Origin of the sequence: Candidatus Chloroploca sp. Khr17 (assembly GCF_004138165.1) — a bacterium.
In the GTDB taxonomy this organism is placed as follows: Bacteria; Chloroflexota; Chloroflexia; order Chloroflexales; family Chloroflexaceae; genus Chloroploca.
Genome location: NZ_RYFF01000001.1, coordinates 163,461 through 186,583, shown reverse-complemented (window position 1 = coordinate 186,583; position 23,123 = coordinate 163,461). Strand labels below are relative to the sequence as shown.

The window sequence follows — 23,123 nt, the reverse complement described above, 5'->3', positions numbered from 1 at the left end:
TTCGTGCGTGTTATTCGTGGTCGGCGGTGCTACCAGAAAACTTAGGTTACACACCACTCAACCCAATAGACTGTCTTATTCGCGTTCCTCGAAATAGCCGTGGAGGCGGCGGCCCAGCATTGGATCGCGGAGCTTGCGGAGGGCCTCGCTTTCAAGTTGGCGAACCCGTTCACGGGTAAGACCGAGGCGGCGTCCAATCTGCTCAAGTGTCATAGCGAGTTCGCCACTGAGCCCATAGCGCAGCTGCAGAATATTGCGTTCGCGGGGCGTGAGGTGCGCCAGGGCATCGGTAAGATCCTGGCGGAGCAACCCATGGCTAATCTGATCGAGCGGAGATGGTTGCAGCGGATCAGAGATAACCTCGGCCAGCGAGCCAGTGCCGTCGTCGGTATGTGGTTCATCAAGCGAAGCGGGCACGAGCGCGGCCTGTTCGGCTTTGGTGACCTGTTCAGGCGTCAGACCGAGGGCCTCGGCCAATTCTTCGCAGGTCGGATCACGATCGAGCATCTGGGTCAACTGTTGCCGCATGCGGGCAAGGCGTGACAGCCGTTCACCGAGATGCACCGGGAGGCGAACGGTTCGCCCCTGATCGGCAATAGCGCGCCCAACGCTCTGGCGGATCCAGTAGGTTGCGTAGGTCGAAAACTTGAGCCCGCGGGTCGGATCGAACTTATCCACAGCCCGCATCAGGCCAAGGCTCCCTTCTTGAATAAGATCGAGCAGACTCAGCCCATGGCCCTGATAACGACGGGCAATGCTAACAACAAGGCGCAGATTCGAATGGATCAACTGAGCACGGGCGCGTTCACCGGCAAGCACCCGCGCCTCGAGCTGCTGCCGTTCGGTCAGAGTCAACGGTTGGGTCTCATGGTCAAGCCAATGGCGTGCCTCGTGGCCTTCTTGCATCACACGGGCAAGATCTTGCTCTTGCCCAAAGGTCAACAATGGCTCATCGCCAATCTCGTTCAGATACAGAATAATCGAATCAGCCGCTGAAGGGCTGTTATACGCAGAATTTGTCATTAGTCTCCCCTTTCTTTTGTCGACACACCAACGCTGCGAGTCGGTGGTTGACACCAGAAAGACACGGTGGTTCCGATAGAATAAGACGAAGGAACCGGCTGGAGGGATGCGCAAGACAGGGCACACACCTCCCTGGGAGGGAACGTCAAGAGTCTATTATGGGATACGGGGGTAAGTAAGGGCTTAGGGAAAGATGAGAAATTGATGAGTATTTTTGGCTAACCAAGCTACCCGGCTTTGCCGGGTAGCTCGGGTAGCGGCAACATCATCTAGGCAAGAGCGAGGTCGCGTTTTTTCTTTTCGCGGCGGCGGTCGTCGGAGCTGAGCAATTTTTTACGGATGCGCCAGCCTTGCGGGGTCACTTCAACGAGCTCATCGTCGCCGATGTATTCAACGGCATCATCGAGGGACAGAGTACGCGCCGCATCGAGGCGAACATTTTCGGCCCCTTTATTATTGCGGATATTGGTCAGATGTTTTTCTTTGCAGACATTGACTTCGAGGTCAACATCGCGAATATGTTGGCCGACCACCATACCTTCATAGACATCCTGGCCTGGGGTGACGAAAAAGGTACCGCGATCCTGCACCTGATTGAGGCCATAGGTCGAAACTTTGCCGGTCTCTGAGGCAATCAGGGAGCCATTTTCGCGGGCATTGATCTCACCGCTGACCGGTTCATAGGCATAAAAGAGACTATTGAGGATGCCGGTGCCACGGGTGGCGGTGAGGAAGAGTTGGCGAAAGCCGAGCAAGCCACGGGTCGGCACGACATAGACATAATGGACGCCACCATCGTCACGGACGTGCATATCACGCATCTCGCCCTGGCGTTTCCCGAGCAACTCGACGACAACCCCCTGATAATCACTGCCAACCTCGATCTCGACCAATTCCATTGGCTCAAGGGTCGTTCCGTGCTCATCTTCGTGAAAAATAACCTCGGGCTTCGAGACCTGGAACTCATAGCCTTCGCGGCGCATGTTTTCGATCAAAATACCGAGGTGCAACTCGCCGCGGCCACTGACGAGAAAGACATCGGCGCTTCCCGTATCGGCGACCTTGAGGGCCACATCGCGCTCGGTCTCTTGATAGAGGCGTTCGCGGAGCTTGCGGGACGTCACAAAGGTACCTTCGCGCCCAGCGAAGGGGCTGGTATTGACGCCAAAGGTCATACGCACCGTCGGTTCTTCGACATTGATGGTTGGCAAAGCCTCGGGTTGGAGCGCATCAGCGATCGTATCGCCGATATTGGCATCACCGACACCAGCGAGGGCGATAATATCGCCGGCCTGGACACTCTCGGCGTCGTGGCGTTGCAAGCCATTGTAGACAAAGAGTTGGCTAATCTTGGCGGGGAACTGCGCCCCGGCGCGGTCAATGCGTACCAACGGCTGGCCGCGATTCAGCGTCCCGCGATAGAGGCGCCCGGTAACGATTTTGCCCTTATACTCATCATACGAACTTGTCGTCACGAGGAACTGGGCAGGGCCGTTGGCATCCACATCGGGGGCAGGGATGCGATCAATGATCGCCTCGAAGAGCGGCTCAAGCGAAGCATGGAGTTTCAGCGGCGAGCGGGCCGCGTGGCCGAGCAGGGCATTGGTAAAGATCGTCGCAAACTCGGCCTGCTCATCGCTGGCGCCGAGATCAACAAAGAGATCAAAGGTGGCATTGACAACCCAGTTGGGGCGAGACTGAGGGCGATCAATCTTATTGATCACCACAATCGCACGGTGACCAGCCTGCAGCGCCTTGCGCAAAACAAATTTTGTCTGGGGCATCGGGCCATCAACGGCATCAACCAGCAAGAGCACGCCATCAACCATATTCATTACCCGCTCGACCTCGCCGCCAAAATCGGCATGGCCGGGGGTATCAACAATATTGATCTTGGTACCACGATAGCTGACGGCGGTTGTTTTCGAAAGAATCGTGATGCCGCGTTCACGCTCAATCGCATTCGAGTCCATGACCCGCGCTTCGACGGTCTGATTCTCACGGAAAATGTGGCTCTGCTTGAGCATAGCATCAACCAGGGTTGTTTTGCCATGATCAACGTGGGCAATGATCGCAATGTTACGGATATCGGTGCGGCGCATAAGGCTCCTGAGTTTATGTTTGTGCTGGCATGCAGCCAACTGCGCTGGCTGCATGCCAGCACAAGGTGAGCTTTGTGGGGGCGGGCGATGCTTGGGGCTGCGCCCATGCACGTTCTCTTTAGGGCCGCAGAGCCCCATCCCCCTTGGAGGTCAACATCCTATTGTACCATGATCTATGACTTGAGCAATTCTGGTTGCCCAGGCAGGTTGACTCGTGTACAATGCCCACAGATTATTGTCTTGCCTTTGAGCTTGATTTGAGGTGCGATGAGCAGTGTTGATCTGCCCCGACACGCAACTGCCACCCCGTCACTGGCTGCGTCTGCCGAGCGTTCTGGCCCCTGGTTGTTGACGGTAGAGCATCTTGCCTACCTCCTGCTTGGGGTGGTCGCTCTGTTCGCACATGTGTGGGCGCTCGGGGATCGGGCGCTGCACCACGATGAGACGCTGCATGCGTCGTATTCGTGGTTTCTGCTGGTTGGACGGGGGTATCTTCACGATCCGTTGTTGCACGGGCCGTTGCTCTATTATCTAGGGGCACTCGGCTACTTTCTCTTTGGCGATAATGATTTCACCGCACGTTTGATGCCAGCGCTGGCTGGGACGGCGCTGACGCTGACGCCGTATCTGTTGCGCCGTGAACTTGGGCGTCCGGCTGCGTTGCTTGCGGCGGTCTATCTACTGATGTCGCCTGTGTCGCTCTATGTAGGGCGTTTTTTTCGCCACGACATTTATTCGGTGCTGTGCGAGATTCTGGTCTTTGTGGGGCTTGTGCGCTATGTGAGTACGCGACAGTTCCGCTGGTTGATGCTTGGCGCGGGAGCATTCGGGTTGATGTTCATCAATCACGAGTCGAGTTATCTCTTTTTGCTGATCATGCTGGCCCCGCTTGTCGTCGTGTTTCTGTGGCAGGTCTATCGGCCCGGAATTGCTTTGGTTGCATTGCTTGGGGTGGTGGTGGCGGCCCTGATTTTTGTTGTGCCGGGGCGGGCATTGGTTGATGGGGGCCATCATGCCATTCGCGATCCAGAGACCGGGGCGATGCAGCTTGAGCGCCCTGGTCTTTTTGGGTGGCCCCCGCTGCCAACCGACGATAATGGCTATGCGTTGCTGGTGCGCAATCGCGATGATGCGAGTGGTGGGCAAAGCCTCTTTGCCAATCTGGTAATCTATGTCGGTGAGTTGCTGCGCTTTTTTGCGCATCCGGCGGTGGTACTGGCAACTGGGTTGGCGTTGGGGACGTTGAGTGCGCTGATCTATCTGATCTGGCGTCGGCCCGGGGTTGATGGGCAAACGCCCTGGGAGCGTGCCTGTGCGCAGGAGGCTCCGGCGGCGCAGGTCTTTGCGAGTCTCGGGGGCGAGCGACGCTGGTTGCCTCCATTGCTGCTTTTTGGCGCGATTTATCTGGTTGGTTTCACCGCTTTCTTCACGAATATGCTCGGGGCGATCAGTGGGGCGGCTGGTTCGTTGCTCTACTGGTTGGCCCAGCATAATGTTGAGCGCGGGGGGCAGCCGGGGCACTATTACCTCTTTTTGCTTGGTGTGTACGAGCCGTTGCTGCTGATCTTTGGGGGTATTGGGCTGATCCTGGTGGGGATCTGGCTGGTGCAGCATGTGCGCGGGGTGGATGCGATGCAGGCGGTAACGCCGGTCAATTTTGCGGTGCTGCTGGTAGCCTGGTGGTCACTGGCGTCCTTGGGCATGTACACCTGGGCCGGCGAGAAGATGCCGTGGCTGACAATCCATATCACGCTGCCCTTTACCCTACTGGCGGGCTGGACGGTGCAACAACTGGTCTGGGGGCGACACGCGCGGCCAACAACCGACGCGCCATTGCCGACAGTGGCCCCGCGCCCGGCCTGGGTCATCTACGGAGCACTCTTTACGGCGATTATTGGGCTGGGCTTTACCCTGATGACTATGGTCGTAACCTACGGCGAAGAGGCGCGCCTTTATCCGTGGATGGTCGTGGCGGCGACGCTTGTCTTGATTGCGCTGCTCACGGTTGGCATCGGTTTGCGCTGGGGCAGTCGGGCGGCAACTGGGATGCTTGTGACATGTGTCGTGCTCGCGCTGAGCGTGTATACTGTGCGTAGCACCGTGCGTCTGGTCTATGTCAATGGGGATGTACCCCGCGAGCCGATGGTCTATACACAAACATCGCCTGATGTGATGCGGGTGGTTCGGCGTGTAGAAGAAGCGTCGATCCGACGTGGCCGCGGCCTGGCGATGCCGGTAATCTATGATAATGAGACCGTCTGGACGTGGTATTTGCGCAATTTCAGCAATGCGCAACGTGTATCGGGAACGCTGGGGACGGTGCCAGGCAACGAGGTAATGGCGGTCTTTCTGTTGCAAGAAAATCTTGACCGGTTCCCGGAGAATCGTACGCTCCTTGAGGGTTTTGTTGTGCAGCGCTACCCGTTGCGCTGGTGGTTTCCTGAAGATCAGGTCTACCGCCTTGGTTCGGGTTGGCGAGAAGTGCCGCTCGAACAGGCTTCACTGGTAGGGCAGTTGTTGCGCAATCCATTGGATCGCCAGGTTGGCGAGCGCTGGTGGCGCTTTTTGATCTTCCGTGACCCTGGGGCCGCGCTCGGTTCAAGCGACTTTGTGATTGCCGTGCGGCCCGAACTTGCGAACCAGATCGGAATTGGCCTTAGTGGACAGCTTGATGGTGGAACAAGATAGAACATGGCAGTTGAGACCATTGATCCAAACCCACGCCCGTTTGCCCTGACCCGTGCTTTTGATTTGGCGCGGGTGCGATGGGAAGTGGTTGCCTATACGCTGATTATCATTGCCAGTGTGATGGCCCATCTCTGGGGTCTCGACCGGATGGCGCTGCACCACGATGAGAGCATTCATGCCTGGTCGAGTTGGCGGCTGTATACTGGGGCCGGCGGCTTTAACTGCTGGAGCGGAGTGGAGGTAGAAGGCCAACCACGCATTGATCGGGTTTCGCCGACCTACTGTTATGATCCGGTCTATCATGGGCCGTCACTCTACTATTTCACGGCGCTAGCCTATTTCCTGTTTGGCGATGGCGACGCGCAGGCACGTTTGCCGATGGCGGTCGCTGGCATGCTCCTGGTCGCCTCGGCCTGGTGGCTCCGGCCCTATGTCGGGCGTGGGGGTGCCCTGGTGGCGGCGTTGTTGCTCGGGTTTACCCCGGCCTTACTCTACTATACGCGCTTTGCCCGCCACGATGGCCTGATGGTGCTCTGGGAACTGTGGATGTTCATTGGGGCGCTGCGTTGGCTTGATACCGGCAAGGCGCGGTGGCTCTATTTGACGGCAGTAGCAATCGCTCTAGCGATCGCGACGCATGAACTCTACTACATTCTCTTCTTTATTTTTGGCGTCTTTGTGTTAATGCGCTTGCTCGCCGAGAGTCGCTTTGCCCGCTATTTGAACTTCTTCTTGCTTGGCGTCATGGCGCTGGCGCTGGTCTTGATGGTCTTTAACCCGCGCATCCCGGTTGGTCAGGGGCTCTATTTTGGCGAAAAAGCCTTTCTGGTCGCGACGGCTTTTCTGCTTGCCTGGCTCTGTCAGAGTCTATGGGAGCCGCAGCCTATCTTGATTCCGCGGCTTCAGGAGTTGTGGCGTGAGCGGCGTGAGACGATCTGGATTGCACTGGGGATGCTTTTTGCGATCTATCTTGTGTTCTATTCTTCATTCTTTATTTATATGCGAGGGGCGCTTGATGGGTTATATGCGGGGTTAGCGTACTGGTTGGGTAGCCAGCAAGAGTATGCGCGGGGCGATCAGCCGTGGTACTACTACCTGATCCTCTTGCCGCTCTACGATCCGCTGGCGTTCGCGGCGGGCATTGGCACTGTGGTCGCAATGATTGTGGCGGTGGCGCAGCGCCTGCTTGCCGCCCGCAAGGCACGAGTGCCTGAGGCTTCCGCCGAAGACGAGCAGGCTCCGGCAGCCGAGGCGAGCATTGCCGTGCCGGCCAAACCGTGGCCACTCTATTCATTGCTGACGGTCTTCTGGTTCTGGACAGCGCTGATCATCTTTTCGTGGGCAGGCGAGAAGATGCCGTGGCTAGTCGTGCATATGGCGCTACCGGGCAACCTCTTGATGGCGTGGGTGGTTGCAAAGATGATCGAAGCGGCCAGGCCAACCCCCTTGGCCGAGGATGGGGCCAGCGAAGGCAAGCCGCTCACGTGGGCGACGATCTGGCTCGTCCCGGCGCTGACCAGTCTCATCGGGGTTGCGGTGAGCGTTGCGCTGTGGCGGCTTGGTGAGACCGGGGCAGGGCAAGAAGCGCAGCGGAACTTTTTGCAAGGGTTGGTGCCCCTGCTGATTGCCGGCGGTCTGATCTACTGGCTTCTCACGCTGGCGCATCAGCTTGGTGCCCGCCAGGTGGCCGCAGTTGCGGGGTTGACGCTGGTGGTACTGGTTGGGGCGTATACGATGCGGGCCACCTGGTTGGTCGTCTATACCCATCCAGATACGGCCATCGAGCCGATGATCTACACCCAGACCGCCCCGGATGTACCGCGGCATGTCGCCGATGTCCGCGAACTGGCCATCAATCTGACCCGTGGCTCACGCACCCCGCAAGATGTGACGGGCGGCTTGAGCATGCCGATCATTGTTGATAGTGGCGGGCCGTCGGGTGAAGGTTCGCTGGCGTGGCCGTTGCAGTGGTACTTCCGCGACTTTCAGCGAGTTGCGTGGACGAAACGCGAGGACTTTCAGACGAATCCAACGCAGAGCACCTTTGAGACCCAGATGCCCGACGGCACAACGGTGCTTGCCCCGGTGGTCATGCTCTACAAACCGCATGTGACCACTGAAGTGCGCAATGTGTTGAGTGAAGCATATGTGCAGCCCTATGGTCCGGCGAGTATCTTCAACTGGTGGTTCCCCGAAGGTGACAAGTGTTCACCGCAGAGTCCGGGGTACAAACGCTTTTATTACAGTACCTGGACGCCACGCGCTGAACTGGAAGGCACATCGGAAGGGGGAGGATGTGGGCGCGATATTTCGGCAGAGGTGTATGGGCCGTTTGAAGTGCTGAGATGGCCGTTCCGGCGCGAAAACTGGGGTACGTTGGGTAAATATGTGCTCTATCGCGAACTGCCCTACCCGCTGGTGCCGGGCGCACGCGAGATGGAATTCTGGTTGCGGCGCGATCTCGCCGCCGGGGTTGGTGACGACAGCACGATGGGGAGCGGCACGACTGGTGCAGCACCATCGTTGCGTCTGGTGGCCCAGCAGGTTGCAGCGGGGCCCCTGGAAGGCGGTAACCCGACCGGAGCGGCGGTTGATGCCAATGGCAATCTCTATGTCGCCGACACCGGGCGGCACCAGATCCACGTCTTTAGCGCCACAGGTGAACTGGTTCGCACCATCGGCGGTTTTGGCAACGAACCGGGGCAGTTGTACGAGCCGCGTGGCCTGGCCGTAGACAGCGCGGGCAACCTCTATGTCGCCGACACCTGGAACGCACGGGTTGTCAAATACGATCCCGAGGGACAAGTTATGGCAACCTGGGGTTCGGGTGAGAGTGATCTCGCCGACGGGCGACGGGCGACAATCACCGATGGCGACCCGGCACGCAACGAGGCGAATCCGCTGGGCTTCTTTGGGCCACGCGGCATCGCCGTTGATAACGAAGGCAGGGTTTATCTTGCCGATACCGGCAACCGGCGCATTGTCGTCACCGATGATACGGGCACCTTCCTCTACCAGTTTGGTGGAGCGGGGAGCGAACTCGGCCAGTTCAACGAGCCGACCGGGGTAGCCGTCGATGCACGGGGCAATGTCTTTGTCGCCGATATTTGGAATGGGCGGGTGCAGGTCTTTACCCCAGATGGGTCAGGCCGGGTGAGCAGCATCCCGCTGGTGACTTGGCGGATCAGCGGGTGGAATGAGAATACCTATGATGACCCGTCGATTGCCGTAAGTGCTGAAAGTACCGTTTTTGTAAGTGTACCGACCAGCAATCAGGTACTTGCCTTCAACCTGCGGGGTGATCCGCTGCTGCGCTGGGGAGGGCCAGGCGAGGATCTTGCCTCGCTGAATGGGCCGAGTGGCATGGCCGTTGATGCCGACGGCGGAGTGTGGGTGACTGATCGTCTGTCGGGACGGGTGCTCTATTTTGTCTTACCAGCGATTCAGATGCCATGATTTCACGGACAGTCGATTACAGCTATCTCAACCATTATGTCCCCCCGGTGACCGAAGGGGTTAGTGAACCCTGGCGGCAAGCCCTGGCGCGCCTGGGTGACTATACGACGCTGGTTGTCCGCACGACGAATCTTCGTCCACGCGACGTTGTCTTTTATGGGCAGACCGAAGCGCACCTGCTGGTGCGGATCTCGACCTTGAATGAACACCTCATCCTGCGCATTGCCCCGGAGGATGATCTGAGCGGCTACATCTTTTTTATGCGCTGCCTGAATGGGCAACAACTCCCTGGGCCACAGATTATCCAGCGTGATCTTTCGCGCAGCCTCTTGCCCTTTGCGTACACGCTTGAATCCTACGTCCCCGGGGTCAGCGCGGCTGACCTGACGGAAACGCACCTCTTGCGAGGGGCTGGGCGTCAGGCGGGGCGCGCCTTGCGGCGGATGCAGCGGGTGACGACACCGGGGATGGGGCGGCCCAACAAGCATGGGCGCTGGCCAACGATGCGTTGGCAGACGACGCTTGCACGGCTCGGCCTCTCGTTTGCCCCGCCGCCGACTGATAGCCTGGTTTTCAGCGAAGCTGAACAGAACGCCGTGGCGCGCCTGCTTGATGATCCGCGGCTGACGTGCGAGCATCCCGTCTTGATGCACGGCAACTTTGGGCCAGGGGCTGTGCGCTGTACCTCGGGGCCACATGTGCATCTTGAGGCTCTGGTCGAGCCGGGCACATGTGTTGGTGGTGACGGTCTTTTTGACCTGGCGACGGGCCTCTGTGCAAGTTATCCTGCCGCCTGGCGGGAGGGTCTGCTCGATGGTTACTGCGCGACGATGCCGTTAAGTGAAGCCGAACAGACACGCTTGCCTCTGTTACGGTTACTGGCGAGCTACTGGCTTGCCTCGTATCGCTACAGCCGCGCCTTGCCGCACGAAGCCGCCCGTGACGAAGCGCGGAGTTTGCTTGAAACCGTGGCAGGTATGCCGATCCGACAGGGGGCATGATGAGTAGCAAGCCGGAGATCCTGGTCTATCCGACGGTCGAAGAAGCGCAGGCGGCGACCGCACGTCAGATCGCGGACCTGTTGGCCCCATCTTCGCGTGCCCTGGTTGTGCTTTCGGGGGGGGCGGCCCCGCCAGGGGTCTTCCACCAGTTGGGCCAGCCTCCCCTGCGCAACCTAGTACCGTGGCACGCCTTGAGCATCCTCTGGGCCGACGAGCGGCTGGTGCCTTTTCATGATCGCGAAAACAACTATTTTCAGACCCGGAAAACCTTGCTTGATCATGTGCCCATCCCTTCCGAGCAGGTCTTTCCGGTGGCGACCTATTATCCGGTGGAAGAAGCCGCCCGGGTCTACCAAAACCAGGTCGAAGCGCTGCTTGAGCGCCATGCGGGGCAGATTGATCTTGCGTTGCTTGGCATGGGACCTGATGGACACACGGCGTCGCTCTTCCCCGGTTTTCCCCAGCTAGAGGCTAGCCCTGAGACGCTCGTTGCGCCCGTCACTGATGCACCGAAGCCTCCGCCAACACGCGTGACCTTGACGGCCCATGCGCTCAACCGAGCGCGTCGGGTCATCTTTCTTGTGGCCGGGGCCGACAAAGCCCCGATGGTACGGCAGGTGCTCCAAGGTGCTTATGATCCACAACGCTTGCCAGCGCAATTGGTGCGTCCGCCCGTTGGGCGGGTGACGTGGATGCTTGATGCGGCTGCCGCACGTGAGCTTGCATGATGAGGAGGGGCGATGTTCAAAGCGTACAAGAAGCAGGATGACCAGAATACCGCAGCCGAGGCCGGGCGGATACCACCGGGACAGTATGTGACTGACAAGTTTCCGGTACTGCACTATGGCAATGTCCCCTCGTATCCTGATGTAGAGCAGAATTGGGATCTACGTGTGTGGGGGGAACTTGAAACCACCGCACGCCTGAGCTTTGCCGAATTCCGGGCTTTGCCGACGGTCGAGATTGTGACCGACATTCACTGCGTAACCCGTTGGAGCAAGCTTGATACACGGTGGGGAGGGCTTCGGTTCAGTGATTTTCTGCAGGCGATCCCGACCCTATTGCCGACGGCAACCCATGTCATTGCGCACTGCGAATACGGCTTTACCGCCAATGTGCCGCTCGAGGTTTTGCTCCATCCTGATGCGCTGCTAGCCTACACGTATGAGGGTGAAGAGTTGACCCCCGAGCATGGCTATCCATTGCGCTTGCTCACGCCGGGCAAATATTTCTGGAAGAGCGCCAAATGGCTCCGTGGGCTTGAGTTTCTGAGCCATGACAAACTTGGGTTCTGGGAACGCTACGGGTACAACAACCATGCCGATCCCTGGAAAGAGGAGCGCTACGCGGAATAACGGACGCCGTGGCATCAGAACTCTGGTTCAAAGCGGAGCACGCCCGCCTCACGGGCAACAAGAGCAAGTTGACGGCTATCGGTACGCAAGAGCAGATAGAGGGCGGCTAAGTCTGAGCCTGAGAACGTCGTACGCTAGCGCAACACCAGAAAACCGAGCCAGAGGCCCATCACACAGATAAAGAGGGCGATAATCACGAGCGACGTCGTGAGGGCAAGCAGGAGCTTATGCGATCTGCCCGCACCCGACAGAGAGGGAGGGGGCGTGGATGGAGTTGGGCCAGACGAAGACGGGAATGGCACAGGTGGTGGAGCAGGAGGCAACGGCCCGGCGATTTCAGGAGGCACAGCCGGGGCGAGCATCTGGCCTGGGGATGGGTCGCTTGCCGTCACCGCTCCTAGAGCCTGAACTGACTCGACCGACGCAACGGCTCCGGGCGTTCGTCCGGCCATTAAGCGCACGGTCTGGAGGGCACTGCGCATCTCACGGGCGCATTGATAGCGGTTCACGGGCTTGAGCTCAAGCGAGCGCAGCACCAATTGCTCGGCGAGCACCGAGACGCGGGGATGGATCGCCCGTGGTGCATCAAGCATTGTGCCAGCCTGACGCTCGGGGGCTGGAAGCGGTGCCGATCCGGTAAGCAACTGATAGAGCACCGCACCGATGGCATAGACATCGCTCGTCGTCGTTGGTTCGGCGTGAAGATCGTTCAACTCGGGGGCACGATAGGGCGAGCGTTCGCTACCGACGTGGCGCACCAGCGCAAACGGAGCCAGAAAGAGGCCGTCATCGAGGGCTGACCAGAGATCCGTTGGGCGCAGATCGCCTACCAGCAGGGGCGGGTTGTGCTCGTGCAAATGATCGAGCGCATGTAATAGTTGCTCAATATACGCAAGGACTATATCTTCCGCCAGCGGCTCATCTTGCTGGCGGGAAACCTGGTCGAGGGGCTGGCCAACGGGATCATCGGTCACAACAAAATAACTAAACCCCTGCACAAAATGGTCGTGCAGGCGCAACAACATCGGAGCCTCGACCCTGGCGATCTGGGCTACGAGCGCTTGCACATCAGTCAACGCATAGGCATCTGGCTGGGGCAATTGCGCGATCATCACACGCAGCGCGTGACGAGTATCGAGCGCACGATAGATGACCTCGTCATCATACTCAGCGACCACCGCCAGGATGCGATAGTGGTCATGGAGAGTTGTCTCGGGTGCCAGCATCAGTTACCTCAGCGCCAATAAAGTCGTTGAACGACGATTAAGTAGTCTGTCAACTAAGTTTTCTGATGTTGTACGATCCTCATGTTGCCCCCTCCCCAACCCTCCCCCGCTGGGGGAGGAAGGCCAGAAACCTGTCGTTGACACACTATTACGGGTCGGTCAACGACAGGTTCGGATGTTCTTGGGAGCGCGGGCGGGCCGCCCGCGCTCGTGGCATACGTGCCTCAATCGGCAGCGATGGCTTCTTGTTCCGGGGTCAGTGTACCATTATTTATCGCTGTCATGATGCGTTCGACACACTGTTCAGCGCTGATGGTTGCGCCCTCGATCGAGGCCAGGAAATGCTGGCGCGTATAATCGCCGGCCAGGAAGAAATTGCTCACCGGGGTAGCCTGGTCGGGGCGATACTTATCAACACCGGGCAGCGCCTGGTAGACCGAATTGGGAATACGAACGATGGTATGCTTGAGCAGCTTCGCCTCACGGGCAATCGGGTGCAAGCGGCGGAACTCCTCCATCACAAACTGCACCAGTTCATCATCGGGCAGTTTGATCAAGTCTTCGGCTGGTGCGACCACAAACTGCATAATGCTCTTGCCGCCATTATGGTATTCGGGCGCAACCATCGCCATATCGGCATAGACACTCAGGTGCGTCCCGGCGCTAAAGAGCAGGTTATCGACCCCGGCAATCCGACGGTCGAAGAAGAGTTGCAGCGTAATGACGGGCGAACCCTTAAGGTGCTTGAGGTTCGCGAAATAGTCGTACTCGCGCAAACGATCAGGAATAATCTTGCGCAGATTATGGACGGGCATCGCCGAGATATAGACATCGCCGGTGATGGTGCTGCCATCATCAAGGACAAAGCCCATGACCCGCTTCGTCTCGGCGTCATAGTCAATGCTGCTCACCTTGCGCCCAAGCTCAACGCGACCGCCCATCTGCTCGATTTGCGCAATCAAGGGGCGCCAGATATTGGTATCGGGCGAGCCTTTGACGAGGGCCATTTTCGGCGCATTCTTTTCGTGGGCAAAGTGGAGCATTGCCGTCAAGGCAAGCTTGGCGGAGACCTTATCGGCGCGTTGAAAGTTGAGGGCCAGGGCCATCGTATGCATCACCTCATCGAGCGAGCGCTGGCCCATCCCGTGACGAAGGTGCCACGAGGCGTAACTCTCGTTATCCTGCTGATCGACATAGGACTGGTCGCCGAAGATCGGGCGGATCAAGCCAAGGCCCATGCGCACCTTGTCGCCGAGCGTCAGTGGCTTGAATTTGGCGACGCCAGCCAACCCGTTGAGCGGCGTCGGCAGCCAGGGCACAAAACTGATCCCCGCGAGGCCGTGGCGTTCGGAGGCAAAGATCATCTCGGCGGGCTTCCAATTGAAGGTATCACCGAGACCATACCGATCAAGAAAACCAAGGAGATGATGATAGGCTCCAAAAAAGACATGGAGGCCCGACTCGATCCAGTCGCCGTCGGCATCTTGCCAGGCGGAAACTTTGCCACCCGGAACATCACGCTTTTCCAGTACAATAACTTCGTGACCACGGTCAATCAAATTGCGAGCCGCAACCATACCGGCTGGCCCGGCACCAGCTATAATCACACGCATCGTAGGTGCTCTTTCGATAGTAATCTATTATCTAAAACGGTCGCCTATTACCGTTATATCATGGTTAAGAATCTGGCGCAAGGTATGCTCATGCTCATTGTTCGCGGCCTGGCAGGGGCACTTCTCGTAGGACTACTGCTCATTCAATTTCTGCATCTCCGTGGGCCACGGGTGCTCGATCTTCCCCCACAGCAGACTGTCGTTACCTGCAATGATCGCATTGGCCTGCACACGCGGCTGACGGGCATTGGTGACGAGGCCTATATTCGCGGTGCGTTGGAGCAAGTACGCGAGATGGGCGCGCCGTGGATTGTCGAGCTTTTTCCGTGGGCGTATGTGCAACCGCGCTCGCGATACGGCTACGACTGGGTCGGGGCGGATCTGGTGATCGAGCATGCGCGGCGTCAGGGGCTAACCGTGGTTGCCCGGCTCGACCTGGTGCCAAGTTGGGCGAGGCCGGCGAACACGACCGACCGCTACCTCGCTCCTGACTTTTACGACGACTACGCAGCCTACGTCGCCGCCTTTGCCGAGCGCTACGCTCCGCTGGGGGTACGGCACCTGATCATCTGGAACGAACCGAACCTCCGCTTTGAATGGGGCGAACGTCCGCCGGATCCTGGGGCCTATGCCGCCCTGCTCAAAGTCGTCTATCCGGCGGTCAAAGCAGTTGCCCCAGAGGCGATCATTATTGCTGGGGCACTCTCGCCGGGAAGCTCGCTGGAAGATGGCGCGAGTCGGATGGATGACATGCAATACCTCGCCTCACTGTACGATGCCGAAGCTGGGCCATACTTTGATATGTGGGCCGTGCATGCGTATGGGGGGCAAGAGCCGCCAGACGCGCCGCCGGGGCCAGAGCGGGTCAACTTTCGGCGCATCGAACTGGTACGAGCGATGCTTGACCATTTTGGTGACGAAGACAAACGCCTGATCATCACCGAAGGGGGCTACAATGATCATCCGCGTTGGAGTGCTGCCGTCCGCCCGGCTGATCGCGTACGCTGGACGATCGCCATGTACGAGCAGGCGCGCAGCTACCCGTGGCTCGAAGCAGTTGCATTGTGGCAACACAGCACCCCGTTTGCGACGCGCTCGTACCCGGATGCCTGGAACTTTGTTGCCCCTGACGGCACCCCGCGCGCTGTCTATCTTGCCGTGCAGGAGTATGCTTTTGCATGTGGTGCATGAGGCCAGCTTTGCTGGCCTCATGCACCACACACAGGGCGAGATGGACAGAGGCTGTCGCCAGGCGCAAACACTTGACAAAACCCCCTCACAGGCATACAATTTGCCCATAGAGAGTGAAATAGGCAGCGATGCTCCTTCGTTAGGCGCGGCGCTCCCACAAACAAAGGTCATTGCCTCGGCCCGTCGAGAGACGCTCAGAGGTACACGGCACTTCTCGGCTTAAGGGATGTGTTAAGATGACTGCAGCACGACTGCTACGTTGTGGGAACGCTTAAGCTCAACCAGGGGGGAGTTCATCAGCTTTTCTTGTGCTGATGCCCCCCACATGTGCATGTGAGGGGCATTTCGTTTATCTGGAAGGAATATGGACGTTAGTAGTCATTCACGGCGGCGCGGTGTCGCGCATACAACCGTCTTGAGAATCGCTCTCCCTGCCTGTGCCTCCACGGTGGGCGTGTGCTGATGACTGCATGCCCCTGATGTTGCCTCAGACCTGGTGAGCGTTGCTCCACCGGGTTTTTTATTCCCTCTGGAGTCGGTTGTACCGGCGATCTGCTTCTGGTTGGCCTTTGTGCCGACCCCGCGCCATGCTTTTGTCACGTTGCACACTGCACGTAACGGTGCATACTGCATGCACATAGCGGGGGGGAACCATGACCACGTTTCCGAGCACCAACGTTGAGGATATCCGCACGCTCGTTGCTGACCGCCAACTAGCCGAACTACGCACCATGCTTGCGCTCTGGCCCGAGCCTGAAGTTGCCGATCTGCTGATGGAGTTGAACCCCACCGAGCAGATGGTGGTCTTTCGCTTGCTGCCACGCCACATCTCAAGTGACGTCTTTGCCCACCTTGATACCGAGCAGCAGAACGAACTGCTGACCCAACTGAATAGTGAAGAGACCCGGCATTTGCTGGCGAATCTGAGCCCCGATGACCGGACGCAACTCTTTGAAGAGTTGCCAGGCCAGGCGACCCAGAAATTGCTCAATCTGCTTGGCCCTGAGGATCTGCGTGAGGCGCGCCAGTTGCTCGGCTACCCCGAAGAGAGTGTTGGGCGCTTGATGACCCCCGACTATGTCGCCGTCCGCCCTCATTGGACGATTGCGCAGGCGCTGCATCATATTCGGACGCGGGGGCGCGACAGCGAAACGATCAATACGATCTATGTCACTGATACGCGCTGGCGCTTTCTTGATGCGATTGATCTGCGGCGTTTCATTATGGCCGAGCCAGAGCAGACGGTCGAACAGATTATGGATCGGGCCTATATTGTGCTTTCGGCCTTTGATGACCGTGAGCAAGCTGTGCGTGCGTTGCGCCGCTATGACCTGGCCTCGTTGCCGGTCGTTGACTCGGATGGGGTGCTGGTTGGCATTGTCACCTTCGATGACCTGATCGATGTTGCCGACGAAGAGACAACCGAAGACTTCCACAAGAGCGCGGCGGTGGCCCCGCTACGGGCAAGCTATTCTGAAACGGGCATTCGCGAACTGGTAATGAAACGTGCGCCGTGGCTGATTGTCCTGGTCTTTGTGAATATTTTTTCGGGGGCGATTATTGCCGCTTTCGAGGAAACGATTGCAGCGGTGGTGGCGTTGGTCTTCTTTCTGCCGTTGCTGATCGCGAGTAGCGGCAATGCTGGATCGCAATCGGCGACCCTGATGGTGCGAGCGATGGCGATGGGCGATATCAAGATGAGTGACTGGGCACGTTCATTGGGGAAGGAGGTGCTGGTTTCTGCGCTGCTCGGCATCGCGATGGCTATGGCTGTCTGGCTGGTCGCTTTCTTCCGTACTGGATCTGAGGTGGCGATGGTCGTGTCACTGACGATGGTCATTCTCGTCATGGTTGGTAGCTTGATCGGAACGATCTTCCCGTTCATTCTGACTCGTTTTGGCCTGGATCCCGCGACGGCCAGTGGCCCCTTGATCACGTCGCTCTCGGATATTGCGGGGGTCTTGATCTACTTCTCGCTGGCAACCTGGTTGCTCGGCATTATGTGAGGGTTCTCGCCTCGATCATGCATGGCAAGAGGAAGCGGCCAGATGCATCTGGCCGCTTCCTCTTGCCATGATCTTACGCTTCGTAGCCACGTCCTGCGGCGGCGACTGCCTCGCCGCCGCCAAGGGCCGCCAGGAATTCGTCGTGCGTCATTGGCCGCGAGAACATAGGGAAGTCTTTGGTTGTCGCCATTTCTTGTTCTTCGGGGCTGAGCGTGGCAGTGCAGTTGGTCAGCGTAATCACGCTATACCCAAGCTCGTAGGCGGTGCGCATCGTTGACTCGACGCAGCAGTTGGTCAAAAAGCCGGCCAGGGCGACGGTCTTGATGCCGCGCTGGCGCAGGATGAAATCGAGGTTGGTGCTGGCAAAGCCGCAGAGGCCGCGCTTGCCTTCGACGACCAGATCGCCAGCTTGGGGCGTCAGGATGTCGATGATCTGCGCCCCCCAGGTGCCCTTGCGGAATGAATTGCTGTCAACCACGCCCTTCAGAATGCCATAAGGCTCGGTCGGCAGCTCGGGATAGCCCTCGGCGAAACTGATGGGCGCGTGAATGACGGTTGCGCCTAGCTCGCGAGCCTGCGTTGCCAACTCAACCGCGTTGGCAAGCATGTTATTCTGGGCCATGACCCCTTTCACCGCATCGTGAAGCGTTCCACCCTCCGACGTGAAGTCGTTCTGAAATTCGATCAAGACCACCGCAGTCGTTTTCGGATCCATCATTGGCTCCTTTTTGTTGATTTTTTCTATGCCAAGAGACAGCAATGCACGATCACGTGCTTCCTCGTCGGCGAGCCCTAGTGTATGTGACGCATGGCTGTGGTTTCAATTATGCGTGAGAGCGCGGGGGCTGTCAAGGAACATGGAATCTCTGCGTCTTGGCGTCTCTGCGTTAAAATAGCGGGGTGGTTTTTTTAACGCAGAGGCGGGGAGGCGCGGAGGCAGGAAGATGTATGCGAAATCTCTGCGTCTCCGCGTCTTGGCGTCTCTGCGTTAAAATAGCGGGTGCGTTTAACGCAGAGGCGCGGAGGCGCAGAGGTGGTGGGTGATGCATGATGCGTCGGCTGAGGTGGTGATTTGTGGGGCGGGGATTGCGGGGATTGCGACGGCCTATGAACTGGCGGCGACCCACGGGGTGCGGCGGGTTGTGTTGGTGGAACAGGGCGATCCGCTGGCGCTGACCAGTGATAAGTCGAGTGAGGCGTATCGCAATTGGTGGCCTGATGAGGCGATGGTCGCGTTGATGAACCGCAGTCTCGATCGGCTGGAAGCACTGGCCTTGGCGTCGGATCAGGCGCTTTTGCTCAATCGGCGTGGCTATCTCTATGTTACGCTCGATCCGGCGGGGGCCGAGCGGTTGCACGCGAGTGCGCAGCAGGTCAGTGCGGCTGGCGCAGGTCCGTTGCGTGTCCATGATGCTGGTGGATCGGGCGTGCCGTATGTGCCTGCGTCGGCGCATGGGTTTGTCGATCAGCCTGATGGGGCCGATCTCATCCTTGACCGTGACCTGTTGCAGAGGCACTTTCCCTGTTTGACCGAGCAGGCTGTGGCGGCGTTGCATGTGCGGCGGGCCGGCTGGTTTGGTGCCCGCCAGCTTGGCATGTTGATGCTAGAGCAGGCCCGTGCCGCCGGGGTGCAGTTGGTGCGCGGGCGCTTGTCTGGTGTTGACGTGGTGGGCGGGGCAGTGCGTGGGGTGCAGGTGGATCTGGTTAGCGGTGGCACGATGAAGATCGCGACGCCTGCCCTCGTCAGCGCGGCGGGTCCGCTTCAGCAGACGATCGGCACCATGCTTGGCCTGAAGCTGCCCATCTACAACGAACTGCATGTCAAGCTCTCGTTCAACGACCAGCTTGGCATCGTACCCCGTGACGCACCGCTGCTGATCCTCAACGATCCGGTGATATTGCCGTGGGCGACCGAAGAGCGCGAAGCATTGGCGGACGACCCCGCGCTGCGCTGGCTGCTTGAGCCGTTGCCTGCCGGGGCGCACGGGCGGCCCGAAGGCGGCCCCGGCGCGACAACACTGCTCTTGCTCTGGGATTATCACACGACGCCGGTCGAGCCGCTTTTTCCGCTCCCGGTCGATCCTTTTGTGAGCGAAGTGGTGCTGCGTGGCATGGCGACGCTCATCCCGGGACTGTCAGCCTACCTCGAACGTCTGCCGCAGAGCTATATTGACGGTGGGTACTACACCCGCACCCGCGAAAACCGCCCGCTGATCGGCCCCCTGCCGGTTGAGGGAGCCTACATCATCGGCGCCCTCTCAGGGTTTGGGCTGATGGCCGCGTGTGGCGCGAGCGAGTTGGTCGCGGCTCATATCGTGGGCACTTCCCTACCGACGTATGCCCCGGCCTTTGACTTGCGCCGCTACGATGATCCGGCGTATATGGCGCGTCTGGCGCAGTGGGGGGATGTAGGGCAGTTGTGAGCTAGCTTAGCGCCGCATTGGCTGCAACCGCAGATAGGTCAGCGTACGCCAGAGCCATTCGGCGGGACCATAGCGGAAGCGCCGCATCCACCAGTGGCTCAGCGGGATCTGGGTAGCATAGATCGCAATGGCGATCAGCCAACCTGCGGCCGGCCCAACCTGTCCAAAGAAGCCGAGACCGTAGCTGTAGAAGATCAGGGTCGCAATGATCGACTGCAACAGATAGTTGGTCAGGCCCATCTGCCCAACGGGGGCGAGCGCACTCAGCGGGCGTTGCCACGGATCACGGCGCGAGAGCAGCGTGATGCTACCGAGATACGCGAGCGACTGAGCCACGCCACCGATTGCCAGCGCCAGATTCGCAAAAGCCAGATCCCAACCAAAGATCGTCCGCGACGCCTGCATGATCGCAAAAGCATAGTACAAATTAGCTGGAATGCCGATCAGAAAACCCCAGATAACCAGGCGACGGAAGAGTGCCGTGTGGGCCTCGAGATCAGCAAAGATCTCGCGTTTGCCAACATAGGCCCCAATCAGAAACATACCCAGGACAGTCGGGGCCATCGTGAGGGTACCAAGCCAGATCGTCTGAAGATCGCGGGCGCGCTGGGCGGTGATTTCCAGAAACGAGCCCGTTTGATAGACTTCGCGCGCACGCTCAGCCTCCTGGGCAAACATCGCCTCTTGCGCGACAAAGGTTGCCTCGATCTGGGCGGCGGCCTCGGGCACAGTACGGCCAAACTCGATCAGGGCAGCGAGCGCCAGACTGAGCAGTTGCGGAATCACCAGAAAGATGCCAGCCCAGATCAGCAAAGTACGGGGGCGTTTGACCTTGCTAAAGAGCAAAAGGACAAACCCGAGCAGCGCATAGAGAACCAGAATATCACCGATCCAGATGAAAAAGGCATGAACAAGGCCAAACCCCAGCAGCACAAGCAACCGACGCAGATAGACCGTCCAGAACCTGCCGCCGCGTGCGCGTGCGCGCTGAAGCTGAAGCGCAAAACCGAGGCCAAACAAGAACGAAAAGAGCGTATAAAACTTGCCTTCGGTCAAAAAATGCACCAACCAGAGGCCAACCCGATCATACCAGGGCATATTTGGATCAAGCGGGAGCAAATAATCCTGAAACGGATTACTAAACAGATACATATTGACCGTCAGAATCCCAAAGAGCGCGAACCCGCGCAGGATATCAATCGTCGTAATGCGTTCAGTCTGGGGCACAGGGCGAGCGGGGGTTGCTGGCATTGGCGAAACGTCGGGCATTGGCGGTGTCTGTGTCATCGGTGGATCTCCTGTCAATGAGCGTTAGCCTTACTTGCGCGTCCTCAGCGCCTATGGTATACTTCGCGTCACTGCGGGCGATTAGCTCAGTTGGCTAGAGCGCATCCTTCACACGGATGAGGTCACTGGTTCGAGTCCAGTATCGCCCACCACTCCCAGTTTTTTCCACCAGTTGCCCTTCTCTAGCAGCAATTCTCTGCATCTCTTTTCTCTTTAGACAAGGTTTCAGGGTATTGTGCCGTTTACTTTTCTGCTCTGCTGCCGAAGGGAGTGCCGGCTTCAGCCGGCTAAAGCCGGCACTCCAGAAGACCAGAAAACACACGTTACCCACTACTGATTAGTCTGGGAAGTAAGTTTTCTGGCGTCCTCAGCCGTCCACGAATTGGGGCCACGAATGAACGAATAGCGCATGGAGCAGCCCATATTCGTTTATTCGTTCTCAGCATTCGTGGTCGGCGGCGCTACCAGAAAATTTATTTCCCAGACCACTAACAGATCGTCCGTAGATAATCCTCAATCGTTTCAGCGCGTCTGATCAGGCGGATTTGTCCGTCTTCTTCGCGCAGCAGTTCGGCAGAGCGGAGTTTGCCGTTGTAGCTGAAGCCCATCGCATGCCCATGCGCTCCGGCGTCGTGAATGATGAGTAGGTCGCCTGGGGCGAGGTTGGGTAGGGGGCGCTGGATGGCGAATTTGTCGTTGTTTTCACAGAGCGATCCGGTGATATCGTAGAGCGTAGCATTGGGTAGGTGGGCTTTGGCGGGTACGGTGATGTGATGGTATGCTCCGTACATCCCTGGGCGCATGAGGTTTGCCATCGAGGCGTCGAGACCCGCATAGGTGCGGTAGGTCTCTTTGAGGTGGCGGACTGAGGCGATCAGGTAGCCGTGTGGCCCGGTGATCAATCTGCCGCATTCGGTGAAGATGGCCGGTCGTGGCAGCCCTGTCCCGTCAAAGGTGGCCTCGTAGACGGCACGAATGCCTGCGCCAAGGGCATTCAGATCAACCGGTGCCTCCTCGGGGCGATATGGAATGCCGATGCCGCCCCCAAGATTGACAAACTCGAATGAAATCGCCAGGCTGGCACTCAGTTCCGCGACGAGTTCAAAGAGCATGCGGGCGGTCTCGACAAAATAACTTGCTTCGCGTTCGTTCGAGGCGAGCATTGTATGGAGACCAAAGCGCCGGATGCCCTGATCCCTGGCGGTGGCATAGCCGGTAAAGAGTTGGTCGCGGGTTACACCGAATTTCGCCTCTTCGGGGCGGCCAATAATCACATTGCCGGTGCGTTGCGCACCCGGATTATAGCGAAACGAGATGATCGCAGGCAGGCCGGCGTGGTGGGCCAGAAACGCGAGGTGGTTGAGGTCGTCGAGGTTGATCAACGCCCCGAGCCGTCGCGCCTGGATAAACTCTTCGGCGGGGGTCGTGTTCGAGGTGAACATGATCGATTCGCCGCCTAAGCCCACCCGTTCAGCCAGCACAAGCTCGGCCAGGGAGCTGCAATCGGCCCCGCAGCCCACTGCGGCTAGCAGCGCCAGGATATGGGGATTGGGCGTGGCTTTGACCGCAAAAAACTCGCGGAAGGTCGGTGCCCAGGCAAAAGCCTGTTGCAAGGCCCGGGCCGAGCGCCACATCCCTGCTGCATCGTAGAGATAGAATGGGGTTGGGTAATGGGCCACAAGCGCCTGGAGTTGGGCGACATCGAGGGGAAACTGGCCTGGCACAGAGGAGCCTCCTTCGCTGCTGATTGAG

At 58.8% G+C, this 23,123-nt stretch carries 15 protein-coding genes, 1 tRNA gene and 1 riboswitch; of the genes, 9 read left to right on the top strand and 7 right to left on the bottom strand.

The genetic code is table 11. The features are described 5' to 3' along the window. Positions 1–75: 75 nt before the first annotated feature. Positions 76–1,023, bottom strand: a complete 948-nt coding sequence (locus tag EKD05_RS00775; protein ID WP_129670391.1) for an RNA polymerase sigma factor RpoD/SigA — start codon at positions 1,021–1,023, stop codon at positions 76–78. A 269-nt stretch (positions 1,024–1,292) separates the two neighbouring features. Continuing rightward, positions 1,293–3,125 carry a translational GTPase TypA gene (typA, locus tag EKD05_RS00770; protein ID WP_165360519.1) on the bottom strand — a complete coding sequence of 611 codons (1,833 nt, stop codon included), beginning with the start codon at positions 3,123–3,125 and terminating at the stop codon, positions 1,293–1,295. Positions 3,126–3,392: 267 nt separating this feature from the next. On the opposite strand from typA, the gene EKD05_RS00765 reads away from it, so the two are divergent. Genes EKD05_RS00765 through EKD05_RS00745 form a run of 5 tightly spaced genes read left to right on the top strand, consistent with a single transcriptional unit; the run spans position 3,393 to position 11,625 of the window. After that, complete coding sequence (locus tag EKD05_RS00765) at positions 3,393–5,813, top strand: flippase activity-associated protein Agl23 (protein ID WP_129670389.1); 2,421 nt, start codon at positions 3,393–3,395, stop codon at positions 5,811–5,813. A gap of 3 nt (positions 5,814–5,816) precedes the next feature. Next, a complete protein-coding gene (locus EKD05_RS00760) occupies positions 5,817–9,269 on the top strand; it encodes a flippase activity-associated protein Agl23 (RefSeq protein ID WP_129670388.1) in 3,453 nt (1,150 codons plus the stop codon). Then, positions 9,266–10,270, top strand: coding sequence for an aminoglycoside phosphotransferase family protein (locus EKD05_RS00755; RefSeq protein WP_129670387.1), 1,005 nt, complete (start codon positions 9,266–9,268; stop codon positions 10,268–10,270). The genes EKD05_RS00760 and EKD05_RS00755 overlap by 4 nt, the downstream gene beginning before the upstream one ends. Further along, on the top strand, positions 10,267–10,998 hold the full coding sequence (gene pgl / locus EKD05_RS00750) for a 6-phosphogluconolactonase (protein WP_129670386.1): 732 nt from the start codon (positions 10,267–10,269) through the stop codon (positions 10,996–10,998). Before EKD05_RS00755 ends, pgl begins: the two co-directional genes overlap by 4 nt. Before the next feature lie 12 nt (positions 10,999–11,010). Continuing rightward, positions 11,011–11,625: a sulfite oxidase-like oxidoreductase gene (locus tag EKD05_RS00745; RefSeq protein WP_129670385.1), complete on the top strand. Its 615-nt coding sequence runs from the start codon at positions 11,011–11,013 to the stop codon at positions 11,623–11,625. A 134-nt stretch (positions 11,626–11,759) separates the two neighbouring features. Here EKD05_RS00745 and EKD05_RS00740 read toward each other — a convergent pair whose 3' ends face one another. Continuing rightward, positions 11,760–12,851, bottom strand: a complete 1,092-nt coding sequence (locus EKD05_RS00740) for a hypothetical protein (protein WP_129670384.1) — start codon at positions 12,849–12,851, stop codon at positions 11,760–11,762. A 224-nt stretch (positions 12,852–13,075) separates the two neighbouring features. Then, entirely contained in the window at positions 13,076–14,464 is a 1,389-nt protein-coding gene (locus EKD05_RS00735) for an FAD-dependent oxidoreductase (RefSeq protein WP_129670383.1), read from the bottom strand. A gap of 90 nt (positions 14,465–14,554) precedes the next feature. Between EKD05_RS00735 and EKD05_RS00730 the strand changes: the two genes are divergently transcribed. Together EKD05_RS00730 and mgtE are read left to right on the top strand one after the other, a co-directional pair. Further along, complete coding sequence (locus EKD05_RS00730; protein ID WP_129670382.1) at positions 14,555–15,655, top strand: hypothetical protein; 1,101 nt, start codon at positions 14,555–14,557, stop codon at positions 15,653–15,655. Positions 15,656–15,783: 128 nt separating this feature from the next. Next, positions 15,784–15,950, top strand: a riboswitch (M-box (ykoK) riboswitch). A 358-nt stretch (positions 15,951–16,308) separates the two neighbouring features. Further along, on the top strand, positions 16,309–17,661 hold the full coding sequence (gene mgtE, locus EKD05_RS00725) for a magnesium transporter (protein WP_129670381.1): 1,353 nt from the start codon (positions 16,309–16,311) through the stop codon (positions 17,659–17,661). Between the two features lie 73 nt (positions 17,662–17,734). Here mgtE and EKD05_RS00720 read toward each other — a convergent pair whose 3' ends face one another. Then, entirely contained in the window at positions 17,735–18,376 is a 642-nt protein-coding gene (locus EKD05_RS00720) for a cysteine hydrolase (RefSeq protein ID WP_129670528.1), read from the bottom strand. Positions 18,377–18,704: 328 nt separating this feature from the next. Between EKD05_RS00720 and EKD05_RS00715 the strand changes: the two genes are divergently transcribed. After that, entirely contained in the window at positions 18,705–20,084 is a 1,380-nt protein-coding gene (locus tag EKD05_RS00715; RefSeq protein WP_129670380.1) for an FAD-binding oxidoreductase, read from the top strand. 6 nt (positions 20,085–20,090) lie between these two features. Here the strand turns inward: EKD05_RS00715 and EKD05_RS00710 are convergent, their stop codons facing one another. Next, positions 20,091–21,371, bottom strand: coding sequence for a DUF418 domain-containing protein (locus EKD05_RS00710; RefSeq protein WP_129670379.1), 1,281 nt, complete (start codon positions 21,369–21,371; stop codon positions 20,091–20,093). A gap of 75 nt (positions 21,372–21,446) precedes the next feature. Here EKD05_RS00710 and EKD05_RS00705 point away from each other — a divergent pair. Continuing rightward, a tRNA-Val gene (locus tag EKD05_RS00705) sits at positions 21,447–21,523 on the top strand. A 336-nt stretch (positions 21,524–21,859) separates the two neighbouring features. Here the strand turns inward: EKD05_RS00705 and EKD05_RS00700 are convergent. Then, positions 21,860–23,095: a diaminopimelate decarboxylase gene (locus EKD05_RS00700; RefSeq protein ID WP_205703830.1), complete on the bottom strand. Its 1,236-nt coding sequence runs from the start codon at positions 23,093–23,095 to the stop codon at positions 21,860–21,862. Between the last annotated feature and the right edge of the window lie 28 nt (positions 23,096–23,123).